Origin of the sequence: Desulfosporosinus lacus DSM 15449, assembly GCF_900129935.1 — a bacterium.
Taxonomy (GTDB): Bacteria; Bacillota; Desulfitobacteriia; order Desulfitobacteriales; family Desulfitobacteriaceae; genus Desulfosporosinus; species Desulfosporosinus lacus.
The window spans coordinates 16096-41401 of sequence record NZ_FQXJ01000005.1 but is presented as its reverse complement, the minus strand read 5'-3'; the positions used below and the strand labels follow the sequence as shown (position 1 = coordinate 41401).

23 protein-coding genes are annotated in these 25306 nt (G+C 42.0%); 19 read left to right on the top strand and 4 right to left on the bottom strand.

Annotated elements, in window-relative coordinates; genetic code table 11:
• Window positions 1-27: 27 nt before the first annotated feature.
• Entirely contained in the window at window positions 28-315 is a 288-nt protein-coding gene (locus tag BUB11_RS07170) for a hypothetical protein (protein WP_073028964.1), read from the bottom strand.
• A gap of 170 nt (window positions 316-485) precedes the next feature.
• Complete coding sequence (locus BUB11_RS07165) at window positions 486-680, bottom strand: DUF896 domain-containing protein (protein WP_073028962.1); 195 nt, start codon at window positions 678-680, stop codon at window positions 486-488.
• 143 nt (window positions 681-823) lie between these two features.
• Between BUB11_RS07165 and BUB11_RS07160 the strand changes: the two genes are divergently transcribed.
• The 19 genes from BUB11_RS07160 (at window position 824) to BUB11_RS07075 (ending at window position 24125) form a co-directional block, all read left to right on the top strand.
• Window positions 824-1261 (top strand): acyl-CoA thioesterase, encoded by a 438-nt coding sequence (locus BUB11_RS07160; RefSeq protein WP_073028961.1) that lies wholly within the window; start codon window positions 824-826, stop codon window positions 1259-1261.
• 96 nt (window positions 1262-1357) lie between these two features.
• Window positions 1358-1480: a hypothetical protein gene (locus tag BUB11_RS28710; protein ID WP_282433985.1), complete on the top strand. Its 123-nt coding sequence runs from the start codon at window positions 1358-1360 to the stop codon at window positions 1478-1480.
• A gap of 170 nt (window positions 1481-1650) precedes the next feature.
• Entirely contained in the window at window positions 1651-2502 is an 852-nt protein-coding gene (locus BUB11_RS07155) for a DegV family protein (protein ID WP_073028959.1), read from the top strand.
• A gap of 152 nt (window positions 2503-2654) precedes the next feature.
• A complete protein-coding gene (locus BUB11_RS07150; protein WP_084110199.1) occupies window positions 2655-3974 on the top strand; it encodes a D-alanyl-D-alanine carboxypeptidase family protein in 1320 nt (439 codons plus the stop codon).
• A 190-nt stretch (window positions 3975-4164) separates the two neighbouring features.
• The gene (gene miaB, locus BUB11_RS07145) at window positions 4165-5496 is read left to right on the top strand and encodes a tRNA (N6-isopentenyl adenosine(37)-C2)-methylthiotransferase MiaB (protein ID WP_282433984.1); all 1332 of its coding nucleotides are present in this window, start codon (window positions 4165-4167) and stop codon (window positions 5494-5496) included.
• Between the two features lie 88 nt (window positions 5497-5584).
• Window positions 5585-6010 carry a YlbF/YmcA family competence regulator gene (locus tag BUB11_RS07140; RefSeq protein WP_073028958.1) on the top strand — a complete coding sequence of 142 codons (426 nt, stop codon included), beginning with the start codon at window positions 5585-5587 and terminating at the stop codon, window positions 6008-6010.
• A 121-nt stretch (window positions 6011-6131) separates the two neighbouring features.
• Window positions 6132-8684, top strand: a complete 2553-nt coding sequence (mutS, locus tag BUB11_RS07135; protein ID WP_073028956.1) for a DNA mismatch repair protein MutS — start codon at window positions 6132-6134, stop codon at window positions 8682-8684.
• 189 nt (window positions 8685-8873) lie between these two features.
• The gene (locus BUB11_RS07130) at window positions 8874-10535 is read left to right on the top strand and encodes a hydantoinase/oxoprolinase family protein (RefSeq protein WP_073028955.1); all 1662 of its coding nucleotides are present in this window, start codon (window positions 8874-8876) and stop codon (window positions 10533-10535) included.
• Entirely contained in the window at window positions 10532-11866 is a 1335-nt protein-coding gene (locus tag BUB11_RS07125; RefSeq protein WP_073028953.1) for a histone deacetylase family protein, read from the top strand. Before BUB11_RS07130 ends, BUB11_RS07125 begins: the two co-directional genes overlap by 4 nt.
• A complete protein-coding gene (gene mutL / locus BUB11_RS07120) occupies window positions 11863-13836 on the top strand; it encodes a DNA mismatch repair endonuclease MutL (RefSeq protein ID WP_073028951.1) in 1974 nt (657 codons plus the stop codon). The genes BUB11_RS07125 and mutL overlap by 4 nt, the downstream gene beginning before the upstream one ends.
• A gap of 151 nt (window positions 13837-13987) precedes the next feature.
• Window positions 13988-14788 carry a class I SAM-dependent methyltransferase gene (locus BUB11_RS07115; RefSeq protein WP_073028950.1) on the top strand — a complete coding sequence of 267 codons (801 nt, stop codon included), beginning with the start codon at window positions 13988-13990 and terminating at the stop codon, window positions 14786-14788.
• A gap of 13 nt (window positions 14789-14801) precedes the next feature.
• Window positions 14802-15743 carry a tRNA (adenosine(37)-N6)-dimethylallyltransferase MiaA gene (gene miaA, locus BUB11_RS07110; RefSeq protein ID WP_073028948.1) on the top strand — a complete coding sequence of 314 codons (942 nt, stop codon included), beginning with the start codon at window positions 14802-14804 and terminating at the stop codon, window positions 15741-15743.
• Window positions 15744-15780: 37 nt separating this feature from the next.
• A complete protein-coding gene (gene hfq, locus BUB11_RS07105; protein WP_073028946.1) occupies window positions 15781-16041 on the top strand; it encodes an RNA chaperone Hfq in 261 nt (86 codons plus the stop codon).
• A gap of 166 nt (window positions 16042-16207) precedes the next feature.
• A complete protein-coding gene (gene typA / locus BUB11_RS07100) occupies window positions 16208-18031 on the top strand; it encodes a translational GTPase TypA (RefSeq protein WP_073028944.1) in 1824 nt (607 codons plus the stop codon).
• A gap of 73 nt (window positions 18032-18104) precedes the next feature.
• Entirely contained in the window at window positions 18105-19100 is a 996-nt protein-coding gene (locus BUB11_RS07095; RefSeq protein ID WP_073028942.1) for an AAA family ATPase, read from the top strand.
• A gap of 155 nt (window positions 19101-19255) precedes the next feature.
• The gene (hflX, locus tag BUB11_RS07090; RefSeq protein ID WP_073029397.1) at window positions 19256-20872 is read left to right on the top strand and encodes a GTPase HflX; all 1617 of its coding nucleotides are present in this window, start codon (window positions 19256-19258) and stop codon (window positions 20870-20872) included.
• A 132-nt stretch (window positions 20873-21004) separates the two neighbouring features.
• Entirely contained in the window at window positions 21005-22270 is a 1266-nt protein-coding gene (locus BUB11_RS07085) for a methionine gamma-lyase family protein (RefSeq protein WP_073028940.1), read from the top strand.
• 62 nt (window positions 22271-22332) lie between these two features.
• The gene (lepB, locus tag BUB11_RS07080; RefSeq protein ID WP_073028939.1) at window positions 22333-22878 is read left to right on the top strand and encodes a signal peptidase I; all 546 of its coding nucleotides are present in this window, start codon (window positions 22333-22335) and stop codon (window positions 22876-22878) included.
• A 143-nt stretch (window positions 22879-23021) separates the two neighbouring features.
• Entirely contained in the window at window positions 23022-24125 is a 1104-nt protein-coding gene (locus tag BUB11_RS07075; protein ID WP_073028937.1) for a D-alanine--D-alanine ligase family protein, read from the top strand.
• Between the two features lie 154 nt (window positions 24126-24279).
• Here BUB11_RS07075 and BUB11_RS26940 read toward each other — a convergent pair whose 3' ends face one another.
• Both BUB11_RS26940 and lexA read right to left on the bottom strand, forming a co-directional pair.
• Window positions 24280-24426 carry a DUF2281 domain-containing protein gene (locus BUB11_RS26940; RefSeq protein ID WP_159436908.1) on the bottom strand — a complete coding sequence of 49 codons (147 nt, stop codon included), beginning with the start codon at window positions 24424-24426 and terminating at the stop codon, window positions 24280-24282.
• 208 nt (window positions 24427-24634) lie between these two features.
• The gene (lexA, locus tag BUB11_RS07070; RefSeq protein WP_073028935.1) at window positions 24635-25249 is read right to left on the bottom strand and encodes a transcriptional repressor LexA; all 615 of its coding nucleotides are present in this window, start codon (window positions 25247-25249) and stop codon (window positions 24635-24637) included.
• Window positions 25250-25306 lie beyond the last annotated feature (57 nt).

Sequence of the window (25306 nt, the reverse complement as noted above, 5' to 3'; positions counted from 1 at the left end):
GCATGGCGATTAATTAATTTCATAGCTTTACTTAGGCTGGGTTAGTGAATCCTTTACCTTCCTTTTAAGCCCTGGGATATCGTGATCAAAATTACCTGTATTCGTCATTTGATTATCAATAGTATCTTTATCAATTGTACTCTGTGACCTGTCATTAAATACTCTAATCAGCCCCTCATTCTGTAACTCACTGGCAATCTCGAAGAGTGATTCTCTTTTATTGCGGGGTAAACGATTAACAAAACGGTTTATTTTCACAGGGGGAACAAGATTTCGAAATTTTACTCCTCCGTACTTAATAATTCGTTCCGGCAAAGATGATCCTCCTCCTTAAAATAGATTATCTATCCTACTTATTATTTGCCTATTGGTTAAAACAAATACATTTTGAAGATCCTGAGAATTAATATTTACTTAAAGGTATCAAATACTTTATTGTCGAATTACATAAAAATAAGAGCAAGGCGATACTTGCTCCATGGTGGTTACTGAATAGGGGGGTCCTCTTCAGCTTGAACTTTGCTCAGGGTATCTTTAACTTGTTCCCGAATAAATGATAAATACTCTTGGCGCAATGCTTCTTGTTCGGCCCGTTCCCATTCTTCTAAACCAACAGACCGCTGTTTTTTAGACAGCTCATTAATACGTTCGATAAATATTTGCAAGGGTGAAGTACTCAAGGATAGATCCTCCTTTTTAATCGCTGGCAGAGAAGATTTTTTGCACATTATAACATAGCAGTAAGAATATCTACAAATTCTTTACTATGGTAGCTAAACTATTTACTTATTCAAACTAAGACTATTTGAAAGAGGGTCATTAAATGGGATTATCTTCAAAAACTAATCTGCGTGTTCGTTATGCTGAAACAGATCAAATGGGAGTTGTCTATCATTCTAATTATCTAATTTGGTTTGAAGTCGGAAGATCAGAATTATTCAGAGTGTTAAACCTCCCGTATACAGAGTTTGAGAAACAAGGTTTAAGTCTGGCTGTGGTAGAGGCAAATTGCCGTTATCGTAAACCCGCTCATTATGATGATGAACTTACTGTAGTTACGAAAATTGAAACTATGACTTCCCGAAGTATAACCTTTACTTATCTCATATATTGTGATGAGAGGCTATTAACAGAAGGAAAAACCGTTCACGTTTTTCTTAACAAAGAAGGTCATCTGGCAGATGTCCGTAAATACGAAATATGGCAAAGTTTACAACCTGTATTTGAAAAACAAGAAGCCTCTATTCCTACTCCAAGATAAGAAAACTTTATAATGGTACTATGATATATGATTGTATTTCTACTTAACTCATGGTATTATGTATACATAATACAAGATGAGAAGAGGAGGGATTGTATGTTTCTTGTTACGTGGATTGAAGGAGAAGAAGTGAATTATCGGGTAGTAAAGAAGCAAGAACTTTCAAAACTAATGGCAATCCTTGGACAACATGCAATCATTCAACAGTTAGCATCTTGAACAAAGGTGAATTTCGTTCTTAACATGTGTTTAGAATTTTAATAATTATGAAATCTTGCTCATCGGAATGATGGGCATTATTTTTTTGTTCGATAATAGCAGGATAATCCTAGTTCATCCAGAATAATATTATGTTAAACTAACATGTATCGTTTTGTAGGAGGTGTAGCATGTCCTTCAAAGTACTTGTTGACAGTGCGGCTGATATCCCTTTAGACAAAGCAAATGATGCAGGCATTATTACGGTTCCTATGCCCGTAAATATTGACGGTAAGACCTTCTTAGAAGGAGTAGACCTACAAACAAAAGACTTTTACGCCAAATTTGAAACTTTTAAGGAATTGCCTAAGACATCTCAGCCAAATCCCAATACTCTATTGGAAGCATATGAAAAGATCTTGTCTGAAGGTCACGATGTGGCAGCAATTCATCTTTCTTCAGGTTTAAGTTCAACAGTTGCGACAGCTCGAATGATGCGTGAGATGACCTCAGCTCCCGAACGAATACACGTAATTGATAGCTTAGGAGCTTCATTTGGTTATGGGTTGTTGGCTCTTTTCACTCAGAACATCTTGAAATCTGGGGCGTCATGGGAAGAGGCAGAAAATACTATTCTCGAATATCGCAAACACATACGCTACGTTTTTACCTTAGATACTCTTGAATATCTCGTTAAAGGGGGAAGGGTTAGTAAACCAGCAGGATTTATAGGTGGATTACTTGATGTTAAACCTGTTTTGCATATTACCCCAGAAGGAAAGATTGAGCCCTTTGCGAAAGTTCGTACTCGACGTGCGGCTATACGCAAATTAGTTGATGTAATGGAACAAGAAATTGTTAATTCTGAAGAGCAAGTGATAGGAATATCACATTCAGCTTGTTTTGATGAAGCTCAAATTTTAATTGAGGAAATTCACCAACGCATTAAAGTTAAAGATATCTGGATTAGTGAAATCGGCTGTGTTGTTGGCAGCCATACTGGACCCGGAACGCTGGCTCTTTTCTATTCTTGTCTGAAATAATATAATTACTTAGGGGAGTGTCCCTTTTTTCTCCGCGATATTTTTCATTGCTAGAAGATTTGGTTTCAACCAAGTCTTCTATAAGTTTGGTTATTAGGTAGGCTATGCAATTCCAATCTATTATTTTTGTTTTTTATAGGAGGCAGACATCGGTGAAATTTATTAGTGCTTTAATACTTTCGTTTTCTATTATGTTGAGTTTTACGCCCATTGCTTATGCCGAAAATTCTCTGCCGCCGGATGTACGCGGAGAAGGGGCCTACTTGATTGATGTAATGTCTGGACAAGCTATTTTTATGGAAAATCCAGATGAGCAGTTGGCTCCGGCCAGCACTACTAAAATTATGACCGGACTTTTAGCAGTTGAAAACGGAAATTTTGACGATATTGTGACTGCCAGCGATACCATGTTAAACAATAAACTGGTTTATGGTACACAAATATACCTTGAGCCTGAGGAAAAACTGGCTTTTAAAGACCTTCTCTACGCGACCTTGTTAAATTCAGCCAATGATGCAGCAGTTGCTCTTGCAGAGCATGTGGGTAAGGACTTGCCCCACTTTGTCGAAATGATGAATCAACGTGCCATTGAAATAGGAGCATCTCAGACTCATTTTGTTAATCCAACGGGTTTAACTGAAACCGGACATCTTACAACCCCTCATGATTTGGCACTTATTGCCCGTGCCGCTTATCAAAATCCTATCTTTGCAGAGTTTGTTCGCACGAAAACACAACCTATCTCAAGATCAAAGCCGGATGTTCCAGTCTTAATGGTAAACCAAAATAAACTCTTATGGCGAGACGCTGCCATTGATGGAATCAAGCTAGGTTATACTGAAGCAGCTAAGAATTGTCTTGTTGCCTCTGCTACAAAAGACGGACGACATCTTATTGGTGTGATTTTAAAGTCGCCGGGAAGTGAGATCTACACTGATATGCAAAAGATGTTTGAATATGGCTTTACTCAGTTTGACACAAAGACGTTTAAACCTGCGGGAACTGCTATTTCTTCAATTTCAGTTAATGATCAGCCTGTAGATCTAATTATTGACCGACCGATCTATATGACCCAAAAAGTAAACGAACAGCAGGAGATGCTTAATCTCCGGGTATCTCCCTTATCTGACAGCCAATTAACCTCTGTTGAAGAGGGACAAGCAGTTGCGCAAGTAGAAATTCTTGATGGGGATACTCACTTAGATACCTTTCCTCTAGTAGCCTCAAGATCGGTTCAACCAGACCCTGGTAAGAAAACCTTAGGTTCCCCTTTTTCCACTTGGATTGTTGGAACGATACTTCTGTCCGGCGTGTTTTTCTTAATCGTTTCCTTAAATAATAAAAGGAATAAGACTCGCTATTGGCGCAGGCAAGTAAGGCGCTCAAGAAGAGAAAATCATAGTGAACTCCCTCAGCTAAAGCTGAACATCAAGACTTCGGTGGGGGAGTCTACCCCCACCAAAGTAGAATAAGGAACACCCACTTGAAGTGGGTGTCTCGGAATTGATAAACTATAACTTTTTGTACGTCATATAATTATAAAATCTATAGAGAAAGTGCATAATACTTTTGCTGTCATAATTAATAAATAATTGTTCTTGTCTTAATAAACTATTATAATGATATTAGGAATTAAAGGTTGATTTGGAGTTGAAAAATTCTTTGGATAAGGATAAAGGAAAAAAAGTTGTTACACTGGCCTACGGCTGTCAGATGTCTGAACGAGATGCTGAAACATTGACCCAGATCACTAGACAAGAAGGGTATACGAGTTCTGATGATCTTCTCAATGCAGATTTAGTGATTATAAATACCTGTTGTGTAAGAGAAAGTGCTGAAAATAAAATACTCGGAAAAATAGGGGAGCTAAAAAAGCTAAAGGAAAAAAATCCTAACTTAAAGATAGCCATAAGTGGCTGTATGGTTCAGCAACCCGGGGCCCTAGAGCGACTGCAGAAACGAGCCCCCCATATTGATATTTGGGCGGGAACCCATAATTTACATGATTTCTCGGCTCTCCTGCATCAAGCTGAGCAGGGAGCGAAAGTTGCGGAAGTATGGCAAGAACCAAAAATGCCGTTGGAATCCACCCCGCAAGCAGAGAAAGGCAAGTTGCAAGCAAATGTAAATATCATGTATGGGTGCAATAATTTTTGTTCATATTGCATTGTTCCTCACGTTCGTGGCAGGGAAAGAAGCCGTAAACCAGAGGAGATTATTCAAGAGATCACAGACCTTGTCTCCAGTGGATGCCGAGAAGTAACGTTACTTGGTCAGAATGTTAATTCCTATGGCAAGGAATTTTCTCCGGTCTATGACTTTGCGGATTTACTTCATGATGTAGATCAAATACCAAACCTTTTGCGAATCCGTTTTATTACTTCACACCCTAAGGATTTATCGGATAAACTGATTGAAACTGTGGCTGGTGGGAATAAACTTTGCGAACACTTTCATCTTCCCATACAGTCTGGCAGTAATTTCATTTTAGAGCGCATGAATCGGAAATACACCAGGGAATACTACCTTAGTCGAGTTAATAAGATTCATGAAATTTTGCCCAAGGCAAGCTTGACCACAGATATAATTGTTGGTTTTCCAGGCGAATCCGAAATAGATTTTGAGCAAACCTTAGAAATAATGAACATGATTCATTATAGCCATGCCTTCACCTTTATGTATTCAAAACGTTCGGGCACCCTTGCAGCCGAAATGGAGGATCAAATATCTCTAGATGTTAAAAAGCGACGTTTGCAGAGACTAATGAGTGTTCAGAACGTCAAAAGTTTAGCATGGCGTGAAGAGATGATCGGGAAAACCTACGAGATTCTTGTTGAAGGTCCCAGCAGAACAAATCCAGAGCGCTTAGTCGGGCGAACCCGCGGAAATGAACTTGTTGTTTTTAAGGGACCCTCGGAATTTGTCGGATCTTTGGTTAATATTCGGATCACTGAAGCAGGAACTTGGACCCTGGTGGGGAACATTGAGGAATAGAAGGGTAGAATTTGTTTAAGCATGCAATTTATAAGCAGGAATCATGCTGTTCTATGTAGAATGTAATATTCGGAGGTGTTGATACACTATGACAAATGAAATTATTGAAAATGCCCGACTCTTGGCGGATGCCATTGCTCGAAGTTCCGAGCTTTCTGAATTACACACTATGGAAGATGCAATGGCTGCTGACCCTTCAGCACAACAATTAATTGCAGAATTACAGAAAGCTCAAGAGCGGTTTATGGAAGTACAACAAAGTGGTGAAGAGCCTTCTGAAGCTGATAAAAATGCAGTGGATGAAATTGAAGCTAAAGTAGAAGCAAATGTTTCCATTGCTGCTTATATGCAAGCGCAAGACAAATTCACGGAAATGTTAGATAGTGTTAATGCTATTCTAGCTGGTGCTATTGCTGGGACATCAGACGGTTGTTCCTGTGGAGATGACAGCTGTGATTCCGGCGGGTGTAATCCAGGAGGCTGTGGAAGCGGAGGCTGTGGTTGCGGGAACTAATCCCTGCTAAACCACCGATACTTGGGAAAGGGAAGGGCTAATGCTAAGCTCTTCCCTTTTTTGATACTGGCCGGAAACCAGGGCCTGCTTAGAATTGAATCTAAAAGGGGAGAAGACAAATATGACTACCCCAATGATGCAACAATACCGAATTATTAAAGATAAAGCGCCGGATGCAATTCTATTTTTTCGATTAGGTGATTTTTATGAAATGTTCGGGGAAGACGCTGAAGTCGCGGCACCGATTTTACAAATCGCCTTAACCGGAAGAGATGCAGGAGAAGGGAAACGTATCCCCATGTGTGGGGTCCCTTATCATGCTTTAGATAATTATTTATCAAAACTAGTTAAGGCCGGCAATAAAGTTGCGATTTGCGAACAAGTTGAAGACGCTAAAGATTCTAAAGGAATTGTCAAACGTGATATTATTCGTATTGTCTCCCCCGGCACTCTGACAGAGTCTGTCTCCGAACGTTCAAATCATTATTTAGCCAGTGTATATTACCATGAACAATGGGGGTTAGCCTTCCTGGATTTATCCACAGGTGAGTTTGCTATTTTCCAAACTGCTGACCTAGATGTACTTCTTACTGAAGTTTCTAGGATTAACCCTGCTGAACTCCTTCTGCCACCTGAACTGCTGAAAAGGCCTAAACTCTGGATAGGCTATTATTGTACCGTCCGCGAACAAAAGACTTTTGGCGGTCAGGCTATGCGCGATCATTTTCAACGACAAGAGTCATTGTTTCAGGAATTCCCCATAGCTGCCAAAGCTGCCGCCGGTTTATGGAACTACTTACTGGAGACCATGCCAGGGGTTGATCCTACCCATATTGTTGAAATCAAAACATATCGTTCCGAGCGTTGGATGTTTCTTGATCAATGGACGCGTCGCAACTTGGAACTCACAGAATCCCTTCGAGGGGGCAGTAAGAAAGGAACACTGCTTTCTGTTCTGGACCTAACCAAAACAGCCTTCGGTGGAAGACTCTTAAAGCATTGGATAGACAAGCCCTTGCTTAAGCAAGTTGAAATAGAAGAACGACTTAAATCAGTTGAAGAATTAATAGCAGACTCATTTTTTCGCAATGATTTACAAAAACTTCTTTCCGAAGTGTATGATCTCGAACGTTTAATGGGAAAAGTGTCCTATGGAACTGCTAATGCAAAGGACTTATTGTCGTTGACCCAGACTTTAGCTTTGCTTCCGGATATTTGCATGATTCTTACGTCAAGTTCTTTTGAAACTCTCAAAATCAAGGTTCCTTATCTTAAAGGACTTGATCTATTCGTTACTAAATTGCAGAATGCCATTAATCCAAATCCTCCACTCTCCCTGCGAGAAGGGAATATTATTAAAACAGGGTATTCTAAAGAAGTAGACGAATTACGTAAGATTGCGACGGGTGGTAAAGAATGGTTAGCCCAGTTAGAAAATGCCGAACGAGAACGTACGGGAATTCGTTCATTAAAGATAGGGTATAATAAAGTCTTTGGTTATTATATAGAAATTACACATGCTAATGCTCATCTTGTTCCTAGTGACTATCAACGCAAGCAGACTCTGTCCAATGCTGAAAGGTTTATTACGCCCGAACTCAAAGAATATGAACTGAAAATCATAGGTGCTGAAGAAAAGCTGAAGGATCTTGAATATGAACTTCTATTAGCTCTTCGAGAAGAGGTCAGAGCCAATACTAAAAAAATCATTCAGGTGGCTCAAGTACTCGCGGAAATTGATGTTTTCGTTAGTTTGGCAGAAGTGGCAGTTCGCAATCATTATGTTCGTCCCCAAATCAAAACTGATGGACAGATTCTTATTACTGAAGGCCGACACCCGGTTGTCGAAGAAATGATTGAACAGGGTGGCTTTGTTCCTAACGATACCCATTTGTCCGGAAGTCAGCATTTAGCTCTCATCACAGGTCCAAATATGGCTGGAAAATCCACCTACATGCGTCAAGTCGCGTTAATTGTTCTAATGGCTCATATTGGCTCTTTTGTACCCGCAAAAAAGGCCAGTATTACACTGGTTGACCGTATTTTCACACGGGTTGGGGCATCCGATGATTTAACAGCCGGTCAAAGCACCTTTATGGTTGAGATGCAAGAAGTAGCCCACATTCTGAAATATGCCACTCGTAACAGCTTGATCATTTTAGATGAAATCGGACGAGGGACTGCTACATATGATGGGCTTAGTATTGCATGGGCGGTGACTGAACACCTGGTGCAACATCCCGAGTTTAACCCTAAAACCCTTTTTGCAACTCATTATCATGAATTAACTCAACTTCAAGATGATTTTTCCGGTCTTTTTAACCTTCATGTAGGTGTGAAGGAACGTGGGGAAGATATCATATTTTTACACAAAATATTGCCTGGCCGTGCAGACCGCAGTTATGGTATTCAAGTAGCTCGTCTGGCTGGTCTTCCGCAAGAGTTAATTCAGCGTGCCAAATCCTTACTTTTAGAATTAGAGTCCTCCGAACCCGTTCATACTGAAGATGCCCCGGCCAAGGTTATCACTCAATTTACCCTTTTTGATGTTCCCAAAACACATCCACTCTTGCAAGAAATTGAGAAGCTTCCCTTGGAAGATATGACTGCACGCCAAGCTCTTCAATATCTCTTTGACATACGTGAGCGTATACAATCTGCAGAAACCATGTAGGATACTCGTAGTTCGTGGTTCGAAGATCGAAGTTTGAATTCCTAAATAGGAAATCAGGGTTGAGATTTCATGTTAGTGGACCTAGTCCATATTTCAAGTTCAGTTTCAGTCGTAGTTCGAAATTAGTTTTCGTGCTTATAGATCGAACAACGAATTTCGAACCACGAACATCGATTAAGGGGGTAACTTATGTTTAATCGAGTAGGTATTGATGTGGGAGGTACTTATACTGATGCCGTGTATTTTCACCATGGCCGAATCCAACAGACAGCTAAAGTGCCCACCCAGTCTGATAACTTAGTAGAAACCCTCATGAATGCTTTTGATACCTTAAAGATCTCAGATGAACAGGAGATTAACCAAATCACGGTAAGTACCACACTGGTAACAAATGCGGTTCTGCAAAACCGAATTCCCCCGGTTAAATTACTTTTGTTCTCGGGAAATGGGATGAAAATCGATGCCCTTCCTTGGCCAGTAAGCTACACAGAACTCAGTGGAGAAATGGATTTTAGGGGCAGAGAAATTGAGGCCCCCGATGAGAAAGAATGGGATAAACTCCAATTGCAAAGAGATAATATATCTCACGCGGCTATTGTAGGAAAGTTCTCCCACCGAAACCGTCTTCATGAGGAACAACTGGCTGCTTACCTGAAAGAGCACAATCCCTCATTAACCTTGGCCCTAGGGCATGAGTGGGGACAGGCTAATTTTTATCGTCGCAGTCTAACAACTTACCTTAATCTGGGCGTTTCCGATTTATATCACCAATTTGCTCAACAACTGCAAACTGCCGTAAGCGCTCGGAACATTCAAGCTCCTATTTACATCTTAAAAGCTGATGGTGGAAGTTTACCGCTAGCCAAGATACGGCCGATTGATTCCATTTATTCCGGACCGGCGGCCAGTGTTCTTTCTGCGCTGACCCAAACCAGCCCGAATGCTTCTTCGATTATTGTTGATATTGGAGGTACAACGACAGATATTGGTCTTACTCTTTCCGGAGCCCCCTTAATTAGTTCAAAAGGAGCTCAAATAGGTGGTTTTTCAACCCTTGTACGTTCCCTTGCAGTTCGCTCTATTCCAGTGGGGGGGGACTCTGTTGTCCGTACTAAAGATCAGGGCTTTGTCATAGAAGAATATCGACTTGGTCCTGCCTGCTGTCTGGGTGGTGACAGACCAACTCCCACGGATGCCATGCGTTATCTTAAGCTTATTGATTATGGGGATGAACAGCTGGCGGAAGAAGGGCTGGCCTCCCTATTGCCACCTGAACAGAGAAATCCACAGCTCCTCCATGATCTGGCTGCTGAGATTATCGACAGGGTAGTTGACCGAATTGCGGAAGCAGTCGATTCACTTAAGCGAGAGTGGAAAGAGGAGCCGGCCTACAAAGTTTGGGAGGTCCTTCATCCTCATGAAAACAAGGAGTTTAATACCATAGTCAGTGGCGGGGGTGCCAGGGGAATCACAACGGCTTTGGGGAAACGACTAAAAACAACGGTTCAACTGGGAGCTTTCTCGGAAGTCTCTAATGCCCTTGGAGCCGCTCTGGCCAGACCTGCCTTTGATTGTACTCTTCATCTTGACACTTATATGAAACAGTATCGAGTTGAAGAGACCGGGGAACAAGGGAAATGGACAGGATCGCTTAGGCCTCACCGCGAAGTGGAGGGTTTTCTGGAGACTCTTGTTCAACAGCAAGCTGCAAACTATGGAATTGAAATTCAAGATATGGAGAAGGAACCCTTCGATTTCTTTCCTATTGTTCAAAATTATCAAACCGTAGGTCAAATTATCCGTGGGGCCGTCCATTTACGGCCAGGAGTGATTGGGAGGGTAAAGGAATGAAAAGAACAGGAATTTTATTTTTCCCTGCCTTTGATTGGTCGTTGGGTGACTCCCATCCGGAACGTGAGGAGCGTCTCCTTTATACTCAAGAGCAACTTTTTGAAGAGGGAGTTCTTGACCTGCCACAGATTAAGCAGTTTTCTCCCCGTGTCGCCACTATGAAAGATGTGCTTAGAACACAGGCGTTATTTCCTAGTCCGGGAGCTCACATTGAAAGCTTAGATCCCCATCTTATTTCCGCCGGAAGTTCACTTCTGCTGGGAGAAGCGCAAGTGAAGGGCGAGATCGACAACGGTTTTGTTATGGCTCGCCCCCCGGGTCATCATTCAGGAGCGACGGTATGGGGAAATCGCGGCTTTTGTTCGCTAAATAATGAAGCTATTCTTGTCAACTATTTAAGAGCTCGTTTTGGTAAAAAAAGAATTGCTATTGTGGATACGGATGTTCATCACGGAGATGGAACTCAAGATATCTTTTACCATGACCCTAATGTTCTCTTTATTTCCCTCCACCAAGATGGGCGCACACTCTATCCGGGAAGCGGGTTCGTTAATGAAAAAGGGGGTCCTAATGCCTGGGATCAAACTTTGAATATACCACTTCCGCCCGGCACCGGTGACGAAGGCTACCATTACATTTTGGAAAACTGGGTGTTGCCGCGCTTGCAGGCATTTGCTCCAGAAATCATTATTAATTCAGCTGGGCAAGACAACCATTTTACCGATCCGCTGGCTTCAATGAATCTAACTGCGAGGGGATACGGACGGATTACTGAACTCCTTCAACCGGATTTAGCAGTTCTCGAAGGGGGATATTCCATTGAAGGGGCACTCCCATATGTCAACTTAGCCATCTTACTTGCCCTTGCCGGAGAAGACTACCATCATGTTCGTGAACCTCAGAAGCTGAAACGTACTACATTAACTTTAGCTGCCTTGAAACCTTATATTCAAGATCTTCAAAAGCAACAGCAAACAGTCAAGCAAAGTTTCACAATTCAAAACAAGCCCTATTTTCCTAAGGGGAATTGGATATCCATTCCCCATTCGGTTTATTATGATACAGAAGGTTTCCAAGAAACACGACATGATTACGTACGAGAGTGCAGTAATTGCGCCGGAACTGTCTATATAGAAAGCAGACGATATACAGAAACGTCAATATTGGTGCGAATTCCCTTCGAAGCCTGCCCAATTTGTGAGCAAGCAGGTTACGACCTATGGGATCATCTTCAAAAACCAAATGAAGGTTTTGCAAATGGAATGTTACAAAATCAATTGCATGATAAACAATACCTTTGGAATAGGAAAGAAGGACTGATGGAGTTTTGACACCGGTTATTCATATTCTTGATGCTCATTCTGCAAACCAAATCTCTGCCGGTGAAGTTGTCGAACGTCCAGCCTCTGTGGTTAAGGAGTTAGTCGAAAATTCCATAGATTCAGGTGCAAAACACATTGATATTACTATCGAAGGAAACGGAGTACCTTTAATTAGGGTGCGGGATGATGGCAGCGGAATCGGAATTACAGATTTGCCTTTGGCGGTGATACGTCATGCGACAAGTAAAATTTCTCAGATCGAAGACTTAAATCATTTGCAAACTCTCGGTTTTAGAGGGGAAGCACTCCCGAGTATTGCTTCTGTTTCCCACTTGGAAATTTCCTCCCGACCAGTCGATGAGGCTGCCGGATTAAGTCTCACCCTTCATGGTGGGGAAGAAGCAGAGCTTAAAGAAATCGGATGTCCTGTAGGAACTTCTGTGACCGTACGCGATCTTTTTTATAACACACCCGCTCGCTTAAAATTCCTAAAATCCACTCCAACTGAATTTGGCCTAATAAGTGATACCATCGGACGAATTGCCCTTGCCCACCCAGATATCGCCTTTTCTTTGACCCACCCTCAACAGGTCGTATTACAAACCACAGGACGTGGAGATTTGCGGGAAGCCATAGGTACGGTTCTGGGATATGATATTGCCCGCCAACTCATTCCCATTAACGAACAACAAGAAAAATGGCATCTGGCAGGTTTTATCAGCCCCCCAAACCTGGTTCGGTCTTCTAAACAAGCGCAATTTTTTATGATCAATGGACGGATAGTTCGCTCGCCAATTTTAAGTCGTGCTCTGGCTGAAGGGTATCATACCCTCATACCCGTAAAGCTTCATCCTGTCGTGGTATTGCATTTAACTGTTTCTCCTTCTGATTATGATGTGAATGTTCATCCTACAAAAATGGATGTGCGGTTTAAGGAGGAGCAAGCCTTAACCCAATTTATCCGTGAAACGGTTTATCGGGGGTTGATCAAGAGTAAACCTTTACCTTCAATTCAAATTAAATCCTCAATCCCCCCTAAATCCCAGGTTCCCTTAACTTTAGCTGAGGTTCAAAATTCTAAATCCTTAACCCTGTCACCAAGCTCCTATAAAAAGATCGACATTTGTGAGTCAGAAGCGCCAAGCTTGCCAGATACTCACTCTAAACTGTCCTATAAACCTCATGCGTACGAACAGTCGAAAATCAAATTTACTAATCAAACCGAGATACTTCACAAATCTCCAGATACTGTTGTGCCTGATTTAAAAATGCCGGCCAGCTCTGAAATACACAAGGATGATCAAATAAATTTATATCAAAGGGAACCGGAGACAGTAAAGGATTATTTAGACATTCAAGAAAGTTCCACCGCTCAGATTGATGCAGAATCTACGGAATCTCTGAGTCATATGTGGCCGTTGACGCAACTGTTTAACACCTATATCCTGGCTACAGATGGTAAGGTGCTTATAATGATCGATCAACATGCGGCTCATGAGCGGGTAAACTATGAACGACTGCTGAGAGAGTTCAGACAAGCTGAACAAGCCAGCCAGACCCTTTTAATACCCCTTCCCATGGAGTTTTCTCTTCAAGAAGAGCAGGTGCTTATAGAAAACTTATGGATTTTAAATGAAATGGGATTCATTATAGAGCAATTTGGCTCTCGAACTTATTTACTGCGTGGCGTACCCGTTCAAACAGGTTCGTTTCAAGCCGATGATTTGCTTCGACAATTCATTGAAGAGGTTCTACTTAAAAATTCACCGCCGACGTTTGATAAAATATTAGAAGAATGGATTTATATGTTAGCCTGTAAGGAATCGATTAAAGCGAAAGACTCCCTTAGCTTGCCTGAAATGGAACAACTGATGGCAAGCCTCAGCCGCACAGAAAATCCGTATACCTGTCCACACGGACGGCCTACAATGGTTACAATGACTCGTTCGGAATTAGAAAAACGTTTTTATCGCACCTAAAACACTCTGCTTGGCAGGCGAGGTTTTTAACCCGTCTAAAGTTTAGCATTCTTTGTCATCTTCAGCGATTACCTGTCGGATAGACTATCTGGAGTTTGCCTGTCTGGTGTTAAGGGTATACTACTAAATACGCAAAAAAACTGGAGGCTCTATGCTTAGTGAAAGCCCCATCCTTATAAGAACAACTCATCTTGACTCCCAACTTCAAGAAAGACTGGAATGGTTTCTTCGACAACCCGGGTGCAACTGGACTTTAGCACGGAGCGAAAAAGGGGACCAGCCAGAGCTTACGATTACCAGACGAGGAGTTTTCTTGCTTAATGGGTCGGAGCGAATAGCCTTTCATCCAAGTATGGCTGTCATTAGACTGATGAACCTTCTGCGTGGTGGATATGACCGTTATCTTGATGCAACTCAGTTAAAAGACGGAGACTCATTAATTGATGCTACCCTGGGTTTAGGAACCGATACCCTCATTGGGGCATGGGCTGTCGGAAAAAGCGGGAAGGTCCAAGCGATAGAAAAGTCCCCGATTTTAGCCGCCATAGTACAAGATGGACTGCGCCATTTCTCAAAGATCATCCCTGGCTCTATATCTAAGGATAAACAAGACACATGGTACGCTTTAACACAAGCGTCTCAAAGAATCAAAGTATACTGGGGGGAACACAGGGATTATTTAAGTTGTATTCCAGATAACTCTGTCGATGTCGTCTATTTTGATCCAATGTTTCGCAATACTTGTAAAAAGTCTGACTCAATTCAACCCTTACACAGCTGGTCAAACCATAGCCCGCTGGAACATAAGTCGATTTTAGAAGCATGCCGCATTGCGCGACGCAGAGTTGTTTTAAAAGAACGAAAAAACAGTTCAGAGTTCCAACGTCTTGGATTTGAAATACTCCTTGGTGGAAAATACAGCCCAGTTGATTATGGTGTAATTATAATTTGATGGAGATGGTTAGGTGTATCCACTTGTAATTATCATTGGCCCGACTGGCATAGGTAAGTCAGCACTTGGTCTAGCACTCGCCCAGAAGATCGGTGGGGAAATTATTTCTGGGGATTCTGTCCAAGTTTATCAAAAACTTGACATTGGATCAGCTAAACCTTCCAGGGCAGAACTTGAACTCGTACCACATCACCTTATTGATTTTCTTGATCCTGCAGAGTCCTTTACCGCGGCACAGTTTAAAGTTATGGCCACTTCTTTAATTGACGAGATTAGGAGCCGTGGACATGTTCCGATAGTTGTTGGTGGAACTGGGCTTTATATACGTTCCTTGCTGGACCCCTATGACTTTTCTCAACAGGGCAGTGAAGAAATTCGCTGCAAATGGAATGAGTTTGCAGAATTACATGGAAACTTATTATTGCATGAAGAGCTAAAGAAACGGGATCCTGAAACAGCTGAGCAACTTCACCCTAACGATGTCTTGCGAATTACTCGAGCACTTGAAGTCTTTGAATTAACCGGTAAAACTATATCGAGTCAACGTCAATTTAAAGATGATCAATATCAAACCCTAGATCCATCTATTGTATATATTGGATTAACTGCACCGCGCAATCTCATCTATGAACGTATTAACCAACGGTGCGTCGAAATGCTGTCACAAGGTTTAATAGAAGAAACTCTCGGTCTTATGAGGGAAGGTTATTCACTAACCTTAAAGCCTTTGCAAAGTATTGGTTATCGACACGCGATTTGGTTCTTAAAAGGACTTGTGACACAACCAGAAATGCTCCGTTTACTCCAGAGAGACACACGTCATTTTGCTAAACGACAGCTAACTTGGTTTCGTCGAGATCCCAGAATCAGTTGGTATGATCTTGAAATTGATTTTAACGTAATACTGGAGTCCGTGGTTCAAGCTTGCAGAGCTTGTCAATCTCGTGTAAAATAGATTAGAAGTAGAAAAATAAGGTGATGGAGGAAAATAAATGAATAAATCGCCCATCAATTTACAAGATACCTTTTTAAATCAGGTACGCAAGGAAAACCTTCCTGTGACCATTTATTTGGTTAACGGGTTTCAACTTAAAGGACTTATCAAAGGGTTCGATAACTTTACCGTTGTCATCGAGTTTGAAGGCAGACAACAAATGGTTTATAAACATGCTATTTCAACCGTAATGCCTATCCGTCCGATTAACTTAGCTGCAGCAAGTGCAGGAGAATCAAGTTCGGCTAAAGGAATTTAATGAATCAATAGGTAATACTTATTAAATACGGACAATCCTGAAAGCATGAAGGACTAAGTTCGGTTTTTTGCCGAACTTAGTTCTTTATGCTTGAATTCAGTACTCAACTATGATATCTTAAAGTGATATGTTTTTATTTAGTGAAAGAAAGGAATTCAGCCCAACTATGGAAACTCGAAATTTAAGAAACATTGCAATTATCGCTCACGTAGATCATGGGAAAACCACGCTTGTTGATGCTATGTTAAGACAAAGTGGAACCTTCCGAGCAAATCAACAAGTAATTGAGCGCGTTATGGATTCCAATGATTTAGAACGTGAACGTGGAATTACTATTTTATCCAAAAACACTGCGGTACACTGGCAAGGAACAAAGATCAATATTATTGACACGCCGGGACATGCGGACTTCGGTGGAGAAGTTGAACGGGTATTACAGATGGTGAATGGGGTACTCCTCATTGTTGATTCCTTTGAAGGGCCGATGCCTCAAACACGCTTTGTTTTACGAAAGGCTTTAGAACTTAAGCTTGTTCCGATTGTAGTTATTAATAAAATAGACCGCCCTGATGCTCGACCTGCCGAAGTGGTGGACGAAGTCTTAGATCTCTTTATTGAGCTGGGAGCAGATGATGAGCAATTAGATTTCCCAGTCGTCTATGCCTCCGCCCGGACAGGAATAGCCGGACTTGAACATGATGCTTTGGCAGACTCTTTAGTCCCTCTGTTTAATGTCATCTTAGAGAACATTCCTGCACCGGTTGTAGATCTTGAAGCGCCCTTCCAAATGCTGGTTACCACCCTGGACTATGACGATTATGTAGGGAAAATTGTTGTTGGCCGCATCGTTCGCGGGACAATTCATCAAAATGAAAATGTAACCTTAATCAAAAGAGATGAAAGTTTTGAACGTACAAAAATTGGTAAAGTTATGATTTATGACGGCTTAAAGCGTGAAGTCGTTCCTGAGGCCTCGGCCGGAGAAATCGTAGCCCTTACCGGCTTGACCAGTGCCAATATTGGGGAAACTGTTGCCTGTGCATTGAGTCCGGAAGCATTACCGACTATTGAAGTGGACGAACCTACTTTGTCCATGAATTTCATGGTTAATAACAGCCCTTTTGCTGGACGAGAAGGAACTTTTGTAACCTCACGAAAGATACGTGAGCGTCTCTGGAAAGAGGTAGAGACCAATGTCAGCTTACGAGTTGAAGAGACGGACTCTGCCGATAGTTTTCAGGTTTCCGGCAGGGGAGAACTTCACCTCTCAATCTTGATTGAAAACATGCGTCGCGAAGGGTACGAACTTCAAGTGTCAAAACCTGAAGTAATTTATAAGATGATTGACGGCGTCAAATGCGAACCTATGGAGTTTTTAATTTGTGACCTCCATGAAAGTTCTTTAGGCGCTATTATGGAACTCCTAGGGAAGCGTAAGGCTGAAATGGCGAATATGTCGAACCTCTCGGAAACCCAAATGCGTGTCGAATTTAAGATTCCGGCTCGAGGCCTGATTGGCTTCCGGGGAGAGTTTTTATCTCAAACACGCGGAGAAGGAATGATGAGCCATATGTTCCTGGGTTATGAACCCTATAAGGGGGATATTCCAGGACGTAATCGCGGAGCACTGATTGCCTTTGAAGAGGGCGAAACAAACGCTTACGGCCTTTATTCAGCTCAAGAACGAGGCACATTATTTGTTGACCCGGGTCTGCATGTATATGCAGGCATGATTGTTGGGGAAAATAAACGTGAGCAAGACATTGAAGTAAATGTCTGTAAGAAAAAGCAACTCACAAATATGCGTACCAGTTCAGCCGACGAAGCTTTGCGTCTTGATAAACCCAGAGAATTATCCTTGGAGCAATCCTTAGAGTTTATTAACGACGATGAGTTGGTTGAAATCACCCCTAATAGCGTCCGACTTCGCAAGAAATTTTTAGATCACACGGCTCGTGTACGTTATGCAAAGAGCTTGACAGGGAAATAATAACAATAGGTTTAACTGGACACCTTTCATCTTTACTTGCGTATAGTAGTAAGGATGGGAGGTGCCTGTACTTATGACAATTAGAATAATGTTTGGTCCGGACAACCAAATGCCGCCGGTTATTCACACTCCCTTGCCCCCCAAGACCGAACAAATACATACACCCGTAGCAGATATGGCGGGGATTGGACGAGTGCGTAAAAGTAATCCTTCTTCCATTGAAAAGGACCGGGATAAAGACAAGGATAAAGATAAAGATAAAGTCGCCGAAATTCTGAATGAGTTAGAGTCCTACATTGGCTTAATTATCGTAAAACGTCTCATACGAGATTTACAAGCCTTTGTAGAAATTCAAAAACGAAGAACTCATGAAAGACTTATTGCTGAACCCCTTGTACTCCATATGATCTTCAAAGGGAATCCCGGAACGGGCAAGACGACAGTGGCACGTTTGATCGGGCGACTGTTTAAAGAAATGGGAGTTCTGCAAAAAGGACATATAATCGAGTGTGAACGTGCGGATCTGGTTGGTGAATATATTGGACATACCGCTCAAAAGACTCGAGAGCAACTTAAGAAAGCCTTAGGTGGTGTCCTATTTATAGATGAAGCTTATTCCTTAGCCCGTGGGGGAGAAAAAGACTTTGGAAAAGAAGCTATTGATGCTTTGGTTAAGGCGATGGAGGACAATAAAGATAATCTTGTGTTAATCTTAGCCGGCTATAGTCAAGAAATGGACTGGTTTTTACAAACTAATCCAGGACTCAGATCACGCTTCCCCATACATATTGATTTTCCGGACTATACTATCGATGAATTGTTAGCTATCGGAAAACTGATGTTTAAAACACGGCAATATGAGTTAACAACAGATGCTGAAGATACCCTCCGTTTCCATCTTCAAATCTTGTTAAGTTCTCACCGCTATGCTGGAAATGCTCGGCTTGTACGAAACCTCGTAGAAAAAACCGTGCGAAAACAGGCTGTTCGCTTGTTTCAAAAGCCAAGTTCCAGCCGAGAAGAACTCATCCAGATTTTACCCGTCGATATTAACTTAGAAAATCTCTGAGATCTTCTAAAGTTATAGGATGTTTTTTATCAGGGAAATTCGGCCATCCTTGGGGATAGTTAAGTTTTCTAAAAAACTACGCGATCAATTGAGTGCTAATTTAAAAGCACTTTAACACTAAGAATACGAGGTAGTCTGTGAATATGAAGATGGATATGGATATTTCGGGAGACTTGTCAGGTATTCGGGCAAGTCAGTTACAAGAACTTAAGAAACTTGCGGACATTAAGACTGAACGTTCTGAACTAATCCATCCTGAAATTCTTAAAGAGCTCATACGCCTAACTCAACTTTGGAATCGAGAAATAGCCATCTATCTCTCACGCGCCGGTATCCTATTGGCCGCGGCGGTAGGTCGTCATGCTACAGTAACGCTCCCGCCTATTAAAGGCAGGTCAATCGGAAAACATCTGCGGTGCATACATACACATCCTAATGGGAACTTTAAGCTGAGTCCCTTAGATCATAGTGCCTTGGAATCGCTTAGACTTGAAAGCATGGCTTCCGTCGGAGTTCTTGAGGGGAAATTTACTGGAATTCAAATCGCCTTTAGGACAGAGGAGAACGACCCTTATATTGTTAACCTAACTCCCCAAAACTGGCATAAGTTTGACTATAATGATGCTCTTGATGACCTTTCAAAGATTGGATCAGGAAGCAGTACTAAGATAGAAACGTCACAAAAAGTTAAAGAACTTGCGTTCTTAATCGCTCTGGAAGACAGTGAACAAGAAACCAATGAAGATTTGAAAGAACTGCGAGAACTAGCCCGTACTGCAGGAGTAGATGTGGTAGGCCAAATGGTCCAGCTGCGGCGTTACGGTCAATCACGCAGTTATTTTGGAAGTGGTAAACTTGAAGAACTAATTCATCGTTTACAGGAAACTGAAGCCAATGTTTTGATCTGTGATGATGAACTGTCTCCAACACAATCGCGAACCTTGGAGATGGAGACTGGGCTAAAAGTGTTAGACCGAACGGGATTGATTTTAGACATCTTTGCTCAGAGAGCTCAATCTCGAGAGGGTAAACTTCAAGTCGAATTGGCTCAACTTAAACATCTTTTGCCATTTTTGACTGGACAGGGACAAGCTCTATCGCGTTTAGGTGCGGGAGTAGGATCGCGGGGCCCTGGTGAAACTAAATTAGAGTTAGATCGCAGAAGAATGCGAGATCGCATAAACCAGTTGGACAAAGAATTAAAACTAGTGTTGCAGCACCGAGATGTTCAACGTCGCCAAAGAACAAAAAGCGGTATGCCCATAGTTGCTTTAGTAGGGTACACTAATACCGGAAAAACCACGTTCATGAAAATGGCCATGGAACAAGCAGGCAGCCGGTCAGACTTACCGGTTGGAGAGAACAAACTATTTGCTACCTTAGACCCGATTGTACGCAGTATTAAAATAGACTCTTCTTTAGAAATTCTCTTGAGCGATACGGTTGGATTTATTCGGAAATTACCGACTCAACTTCTACGAGCCTTTATTGCGACATTGGAAGAAGTTAAGCAAGCAGATGTTTTGATTCATGTTGTCGATGCAAGCCATCCGCAAGCGGTTCAGCACGCTGAAACTGTTCGAGAGGTGCTAAATCAGCTGGAATGCGCGGATAAGCCTATGATTACTTTGTTAAATAAGGTTGACCAAGTTACGGTTGAAGATGATCTGGATCAGTTAGCTGAATATCTTCCTTATCCAATCAAGATATCCCTTATACGCAGGGATTCTCTAAAGCCGGTATGGAAGGTCCTTAGCTCATTATTGAGCTAAGGCAACTGAGAAGGCCGCCTTCGCAGGCTTCTCCGCTATGCTAACCCGTGGGAAGACAGTGTCTGCAAGAATGCTAATACGTGCGAAGACAGTGTCTTCGTGGGCGTCAACCAAATATTAGGAGGAAGTTGTTTGTATTCGAATCCTAAATGGCCAAAGATTATTAGCAATGCGGTAGATGAGGCAGAAAAAGCACTCTTTGGTCAATTACCTGCATTACAAGAAATAGCCCAAAAGAATCACGAAAAAGTTTTAAACGCTTTTCAAGAGGAACGAGTGGCAACTTATCATTTACAAGGAACGACGGGGTACGGCTTGGGTGATTCGGGACGAGAAGTGCTTGATCGTGTAGTTGCGCGTATTTTAGGTACGGAAGCAGCACTTGTCCGAGGCCAGTTTGTTTCGGGAACCCATGCCATTGCTTCGGCCTTATTTGGTGTGCTGCGTCCTGGGGATCATGTTCTTTCCGTTAGCGGAACCCCTTATGATACATTAGAAGAAGTAATTGGGCTTAGAGGAGAAGGACAAGGGAGTCTTAGGGATTTCGGGGTATTTCATGATACTGTTCCCTTGGATTCCCATGGCAAATTACAATATGCCCTAATTAGCGAGAAGATCACAACGAAGACTCGAATGCTTTTGGTTCAGCGTTCACGAGGATATACTTGGAGAGATGCTCTGATGATAGCTCAGTTGAAAGAACTCGTAGACTTTGCCAGAAAACACTTTCCCCAGCTGATCATTTTTGTAGATAACTGCTATGGAGAATTAGTAGAGACTCAAGAACCCGGTGATATCGGGGTGGATTTAATGGCAGGATCACTGATTAAAAATCTGGGCGGGAGTTTGGCCCCTACTGGTGGATATGTGGCCGGACGCTCAGATTTAGTTGAACTAAGCGCTCAACGCTTGACGGCTCCGGGAGTGGGAGGGCACATGGGGGCAACCTTGGAATGGCAACGCTTATTTTTTCAAGGATTGTTCTTTAGCCCCTTAACCGTTTCTGAATCCATAAAAGGTGCCGTTTTTTCTGCGGCATTTTGGCGGGCTTTAGGATTTGAAGTGCATCCTCAACCAGAAACGGTGAGAACGGACCTTATTCAAGCCGTCAAACTTGGATCTCGGGAAAAGATGATCGCTTTTTGTCAGGGCTTACAGAAAGGGTCGCCGATTGATTCTCATGTATTGCCTATTCCTTCGGGAATGCCTGGTTATGAAGATGAAATCATTATGGCTGGAGGAACCTTTATTCAGGGTTCAACCAGTGAATTCTCCGCAGACGGACCTCTGCGAGAGCCCTATGTTGTCTATCAACAAGGGGGAATATCCTGCACCTATATACAGATGGGCAACATCTTAGCAGCCCTGAATTTATGGCAACAAGGACTTCTGAGCTAATAAATCTTCCATTTAAACATCGAAAAATCTATGATAATATGTAGAGTAGAAAGAGGTGCACTATGGAAAGTTCGGAGAAGCCGAAAAGTTCCTTTCGTTTTTTTATAGAACTGGTAGAAATAGTACTCATTGCTTTCGCGCTTTCCTGGGTATTGCGCACCTATGTGATTGAAGCACGAAAAATCCCAACAGGTTCAATGCTCCCAACGATTCAACTGGAAGACCGGGTCATTGTAGACAAGTTTTTCTTCAAACGATTTGATCATATTAATCATGGAGATATTATAGTTTTTCATCCGCCACCGAGTGCTCATGCCACTGATGACTATATTAAAAGAGTTGTTGGCTTAGCAGGGGATAAAGTAGAAATACGCAACAAGACCACTTACTTAAATGATCAACGTCTAAACGAACCTTATCTCTTAGAAAAACCCAACAACGATTTTGGTCCGATCGTTGTTCCCAACGATTCTGTATTTGTTATGGGGGATAATCGTAACAACAGTGCTGATTCAAGAGAATGGGGATTCCTGCCTGTTGAAAATATTACAGGAAGAACTCTTTTCCGTTATTGGCCTTTAGATGAAATAGGAGCTCTTGCCCGTTAGGCGGGAGCTTTTTTCTTTTTCAAGCATATACTTTAATAGTTGCTTCTTAAACCGATTTTCCCTGTTTAATATCGGGGTCTAGATAGGTTGGTGAGCACATACTTAATTAACTATTAATTACTTATTAGAGAGGGTGGGGCATTGTGGATGATCACAAACAAAATGTGGTTCTTCTGTTTGGCGGTCGCTCAGGTGAACATGAGGTTTCATTGAACTCAGCTCAGTCGATTTACAAAGCGATAGACAGAAACCGTTACAGTGTAGAAACAATTGGCATCAATAAACAGGGGCAATGGTTTTGGGGAGTTTTACCGGAAGAAATTATTAAGAATGGGTTTCCTGAGATAAATGAGGGGATCCAAGTGACTTTGGTCATTGATCCTACCAATCCCCATTTTATGACCATTGATGGCAGGCCACTTCCAAACCAGGGGAAATTTGATCTTATTTTTCCGGTTCTTCATGGACCCTACGGCGAGGATGGAACTCTCCAGGGATTACTTGAGATGGCCAATGTCCCTTATGTAGGATCTGGGGTATTAGGGTCCTCCCTTGGTATGGACAAAGATCGGATGAAAGCAGTCTTTCTGGAAAAAAACCTGCCCTTGGCACGCTATGTTACTCTCCTTAGATCAGAATTCCTTGACGGACCTGAACTATGTCTTAATAAGATTGAAGAGAAGATAGGCTATCCATGCTTTGTGAAACCTGCCAATCTAGGGTCCAGTGTGGGTATCTCGAAAGCTCATCACCGCGAAGAGTTGATGGATGCCTTAAAAACAGCAGCCATCTTTGATCGAAAAATTGTTGTAGAAGAGACGATCATTGGGCAGGAAATTGAAGTCTCAGTTTTAGGAAATGACGCACCAATAGCATCTCTTCCTGGTGAAGTCTTGCCTGCACATGAGTTCTATACTTATGAAGCCAAGTATTCTAATATTGGGTCCAGTCTTTTGATTCCGGCGAATCTGGAGGATTTAGTCATTAAAAGCTTGCAGAGTATGGCTATTGAAGCTTTCCGTGCTGTCGAAGCAAATGGCTTAGGTCGAGTTGACTTTTTTGTGACTCCTCAAAATGAAATATTTCTTAATGAGATAAATACCTTACCTGGATTTACGGAAATATCAATGTACCCTAAGCTTTGGGAAGCAACAGGGATTCCTTATTCTGAATTGATTGACCGTTTGATCGCCTTAGGGTTGGAGCGTTTTCAGGACAGACAAAACTGCAAAATCTCACGAACCTAATCTGCTATCAAATACTCTCAAGATAAAATATTCGTTAAGATATGCAAGCAAAAAGACCGGTTTTCATTTGAAAGCCGGTCTTTTTATATTAGTTAGGAAGCTTAACTTAGTGTTATTTACTTTCTGGAAGATTCCTTCTCGCCCTCTGCGGACATCACCAGGATTGTCGATTTTCAATTTCGTCCCAATCGGGCCGAGTATAACCTGCGGTCAAGAACTCTAAGAAATCATAGGCTGATTGCTTGGTTTCTTCAGGAAGTTTACTAACCAGCTTATATAAATCCTCATTACTAATAGCCATGAAAAGACCTCCTCTAATGTATGCTCAAGTTAAGCTGAAATTATCGTGTCATCTAATGTAAGTCAAGTTCAGGAATCGTTGCATACAAGGATGCCCAAAAAGATCGGACTAACTAGATTCTTATGTGTAGATTTTTCGTTTAAATTAACAGTATCAATGTTAACTCATTCTCATAGTGCATATCTTTGTAATAAGAGACTTCACATCATTAGAGAGTACGGAAAACCCCGACGACCTTACCTAAGATTGAAACATCCTGAGAGTAGATCGGTTCCATTGATGGATTTTCAGGTTGAAGTCGAATAAGCGTTCTTTCTTTAAAAAACCGTTTAACCGTCGCCTCATCTCCAATGAGGGCGACAACAATTTCGCCATTTCGGGCATCACTTTGTTGACGAACGATAATGTAATCTCCATCTAATATTCCTGCTCCTATCATGCTTTCTCCTTGCACGCGAAGCATGAAAATGTTGTCATGGCGTACAAAATCAGCAGAAAGGGGAAAGGTTCCTTCGATGTTTTCAACAGCTAAAATAGGCTGGCCGGCAGTTACATGGCCGACAATTGGGACCTGGACAACTTTCTTCATTTCTAGAGCTTCACTGGAACTGTCTAAAATTTCGATCGCTCTTGGTTTGGTGGGATCCCGTCGGATGTAGCCTTTGTCCTCCAAGGTCTGAAGGTGGCCATGCACAGTAGAACTTGATAACAACCCAACAGCTTCGCCGATTTCCCTAACGGCAGGCGGATATCCCTTTTTTCGTATTTCCTGTTTAATAAATTCCAAAATATTCGTTTGTCGTGCAGATAAATCCGGGTACATAAAAAAAACACCCCCATCTTTTCAGGAATATTGTACCATTCATTCTAACAAAGTGCA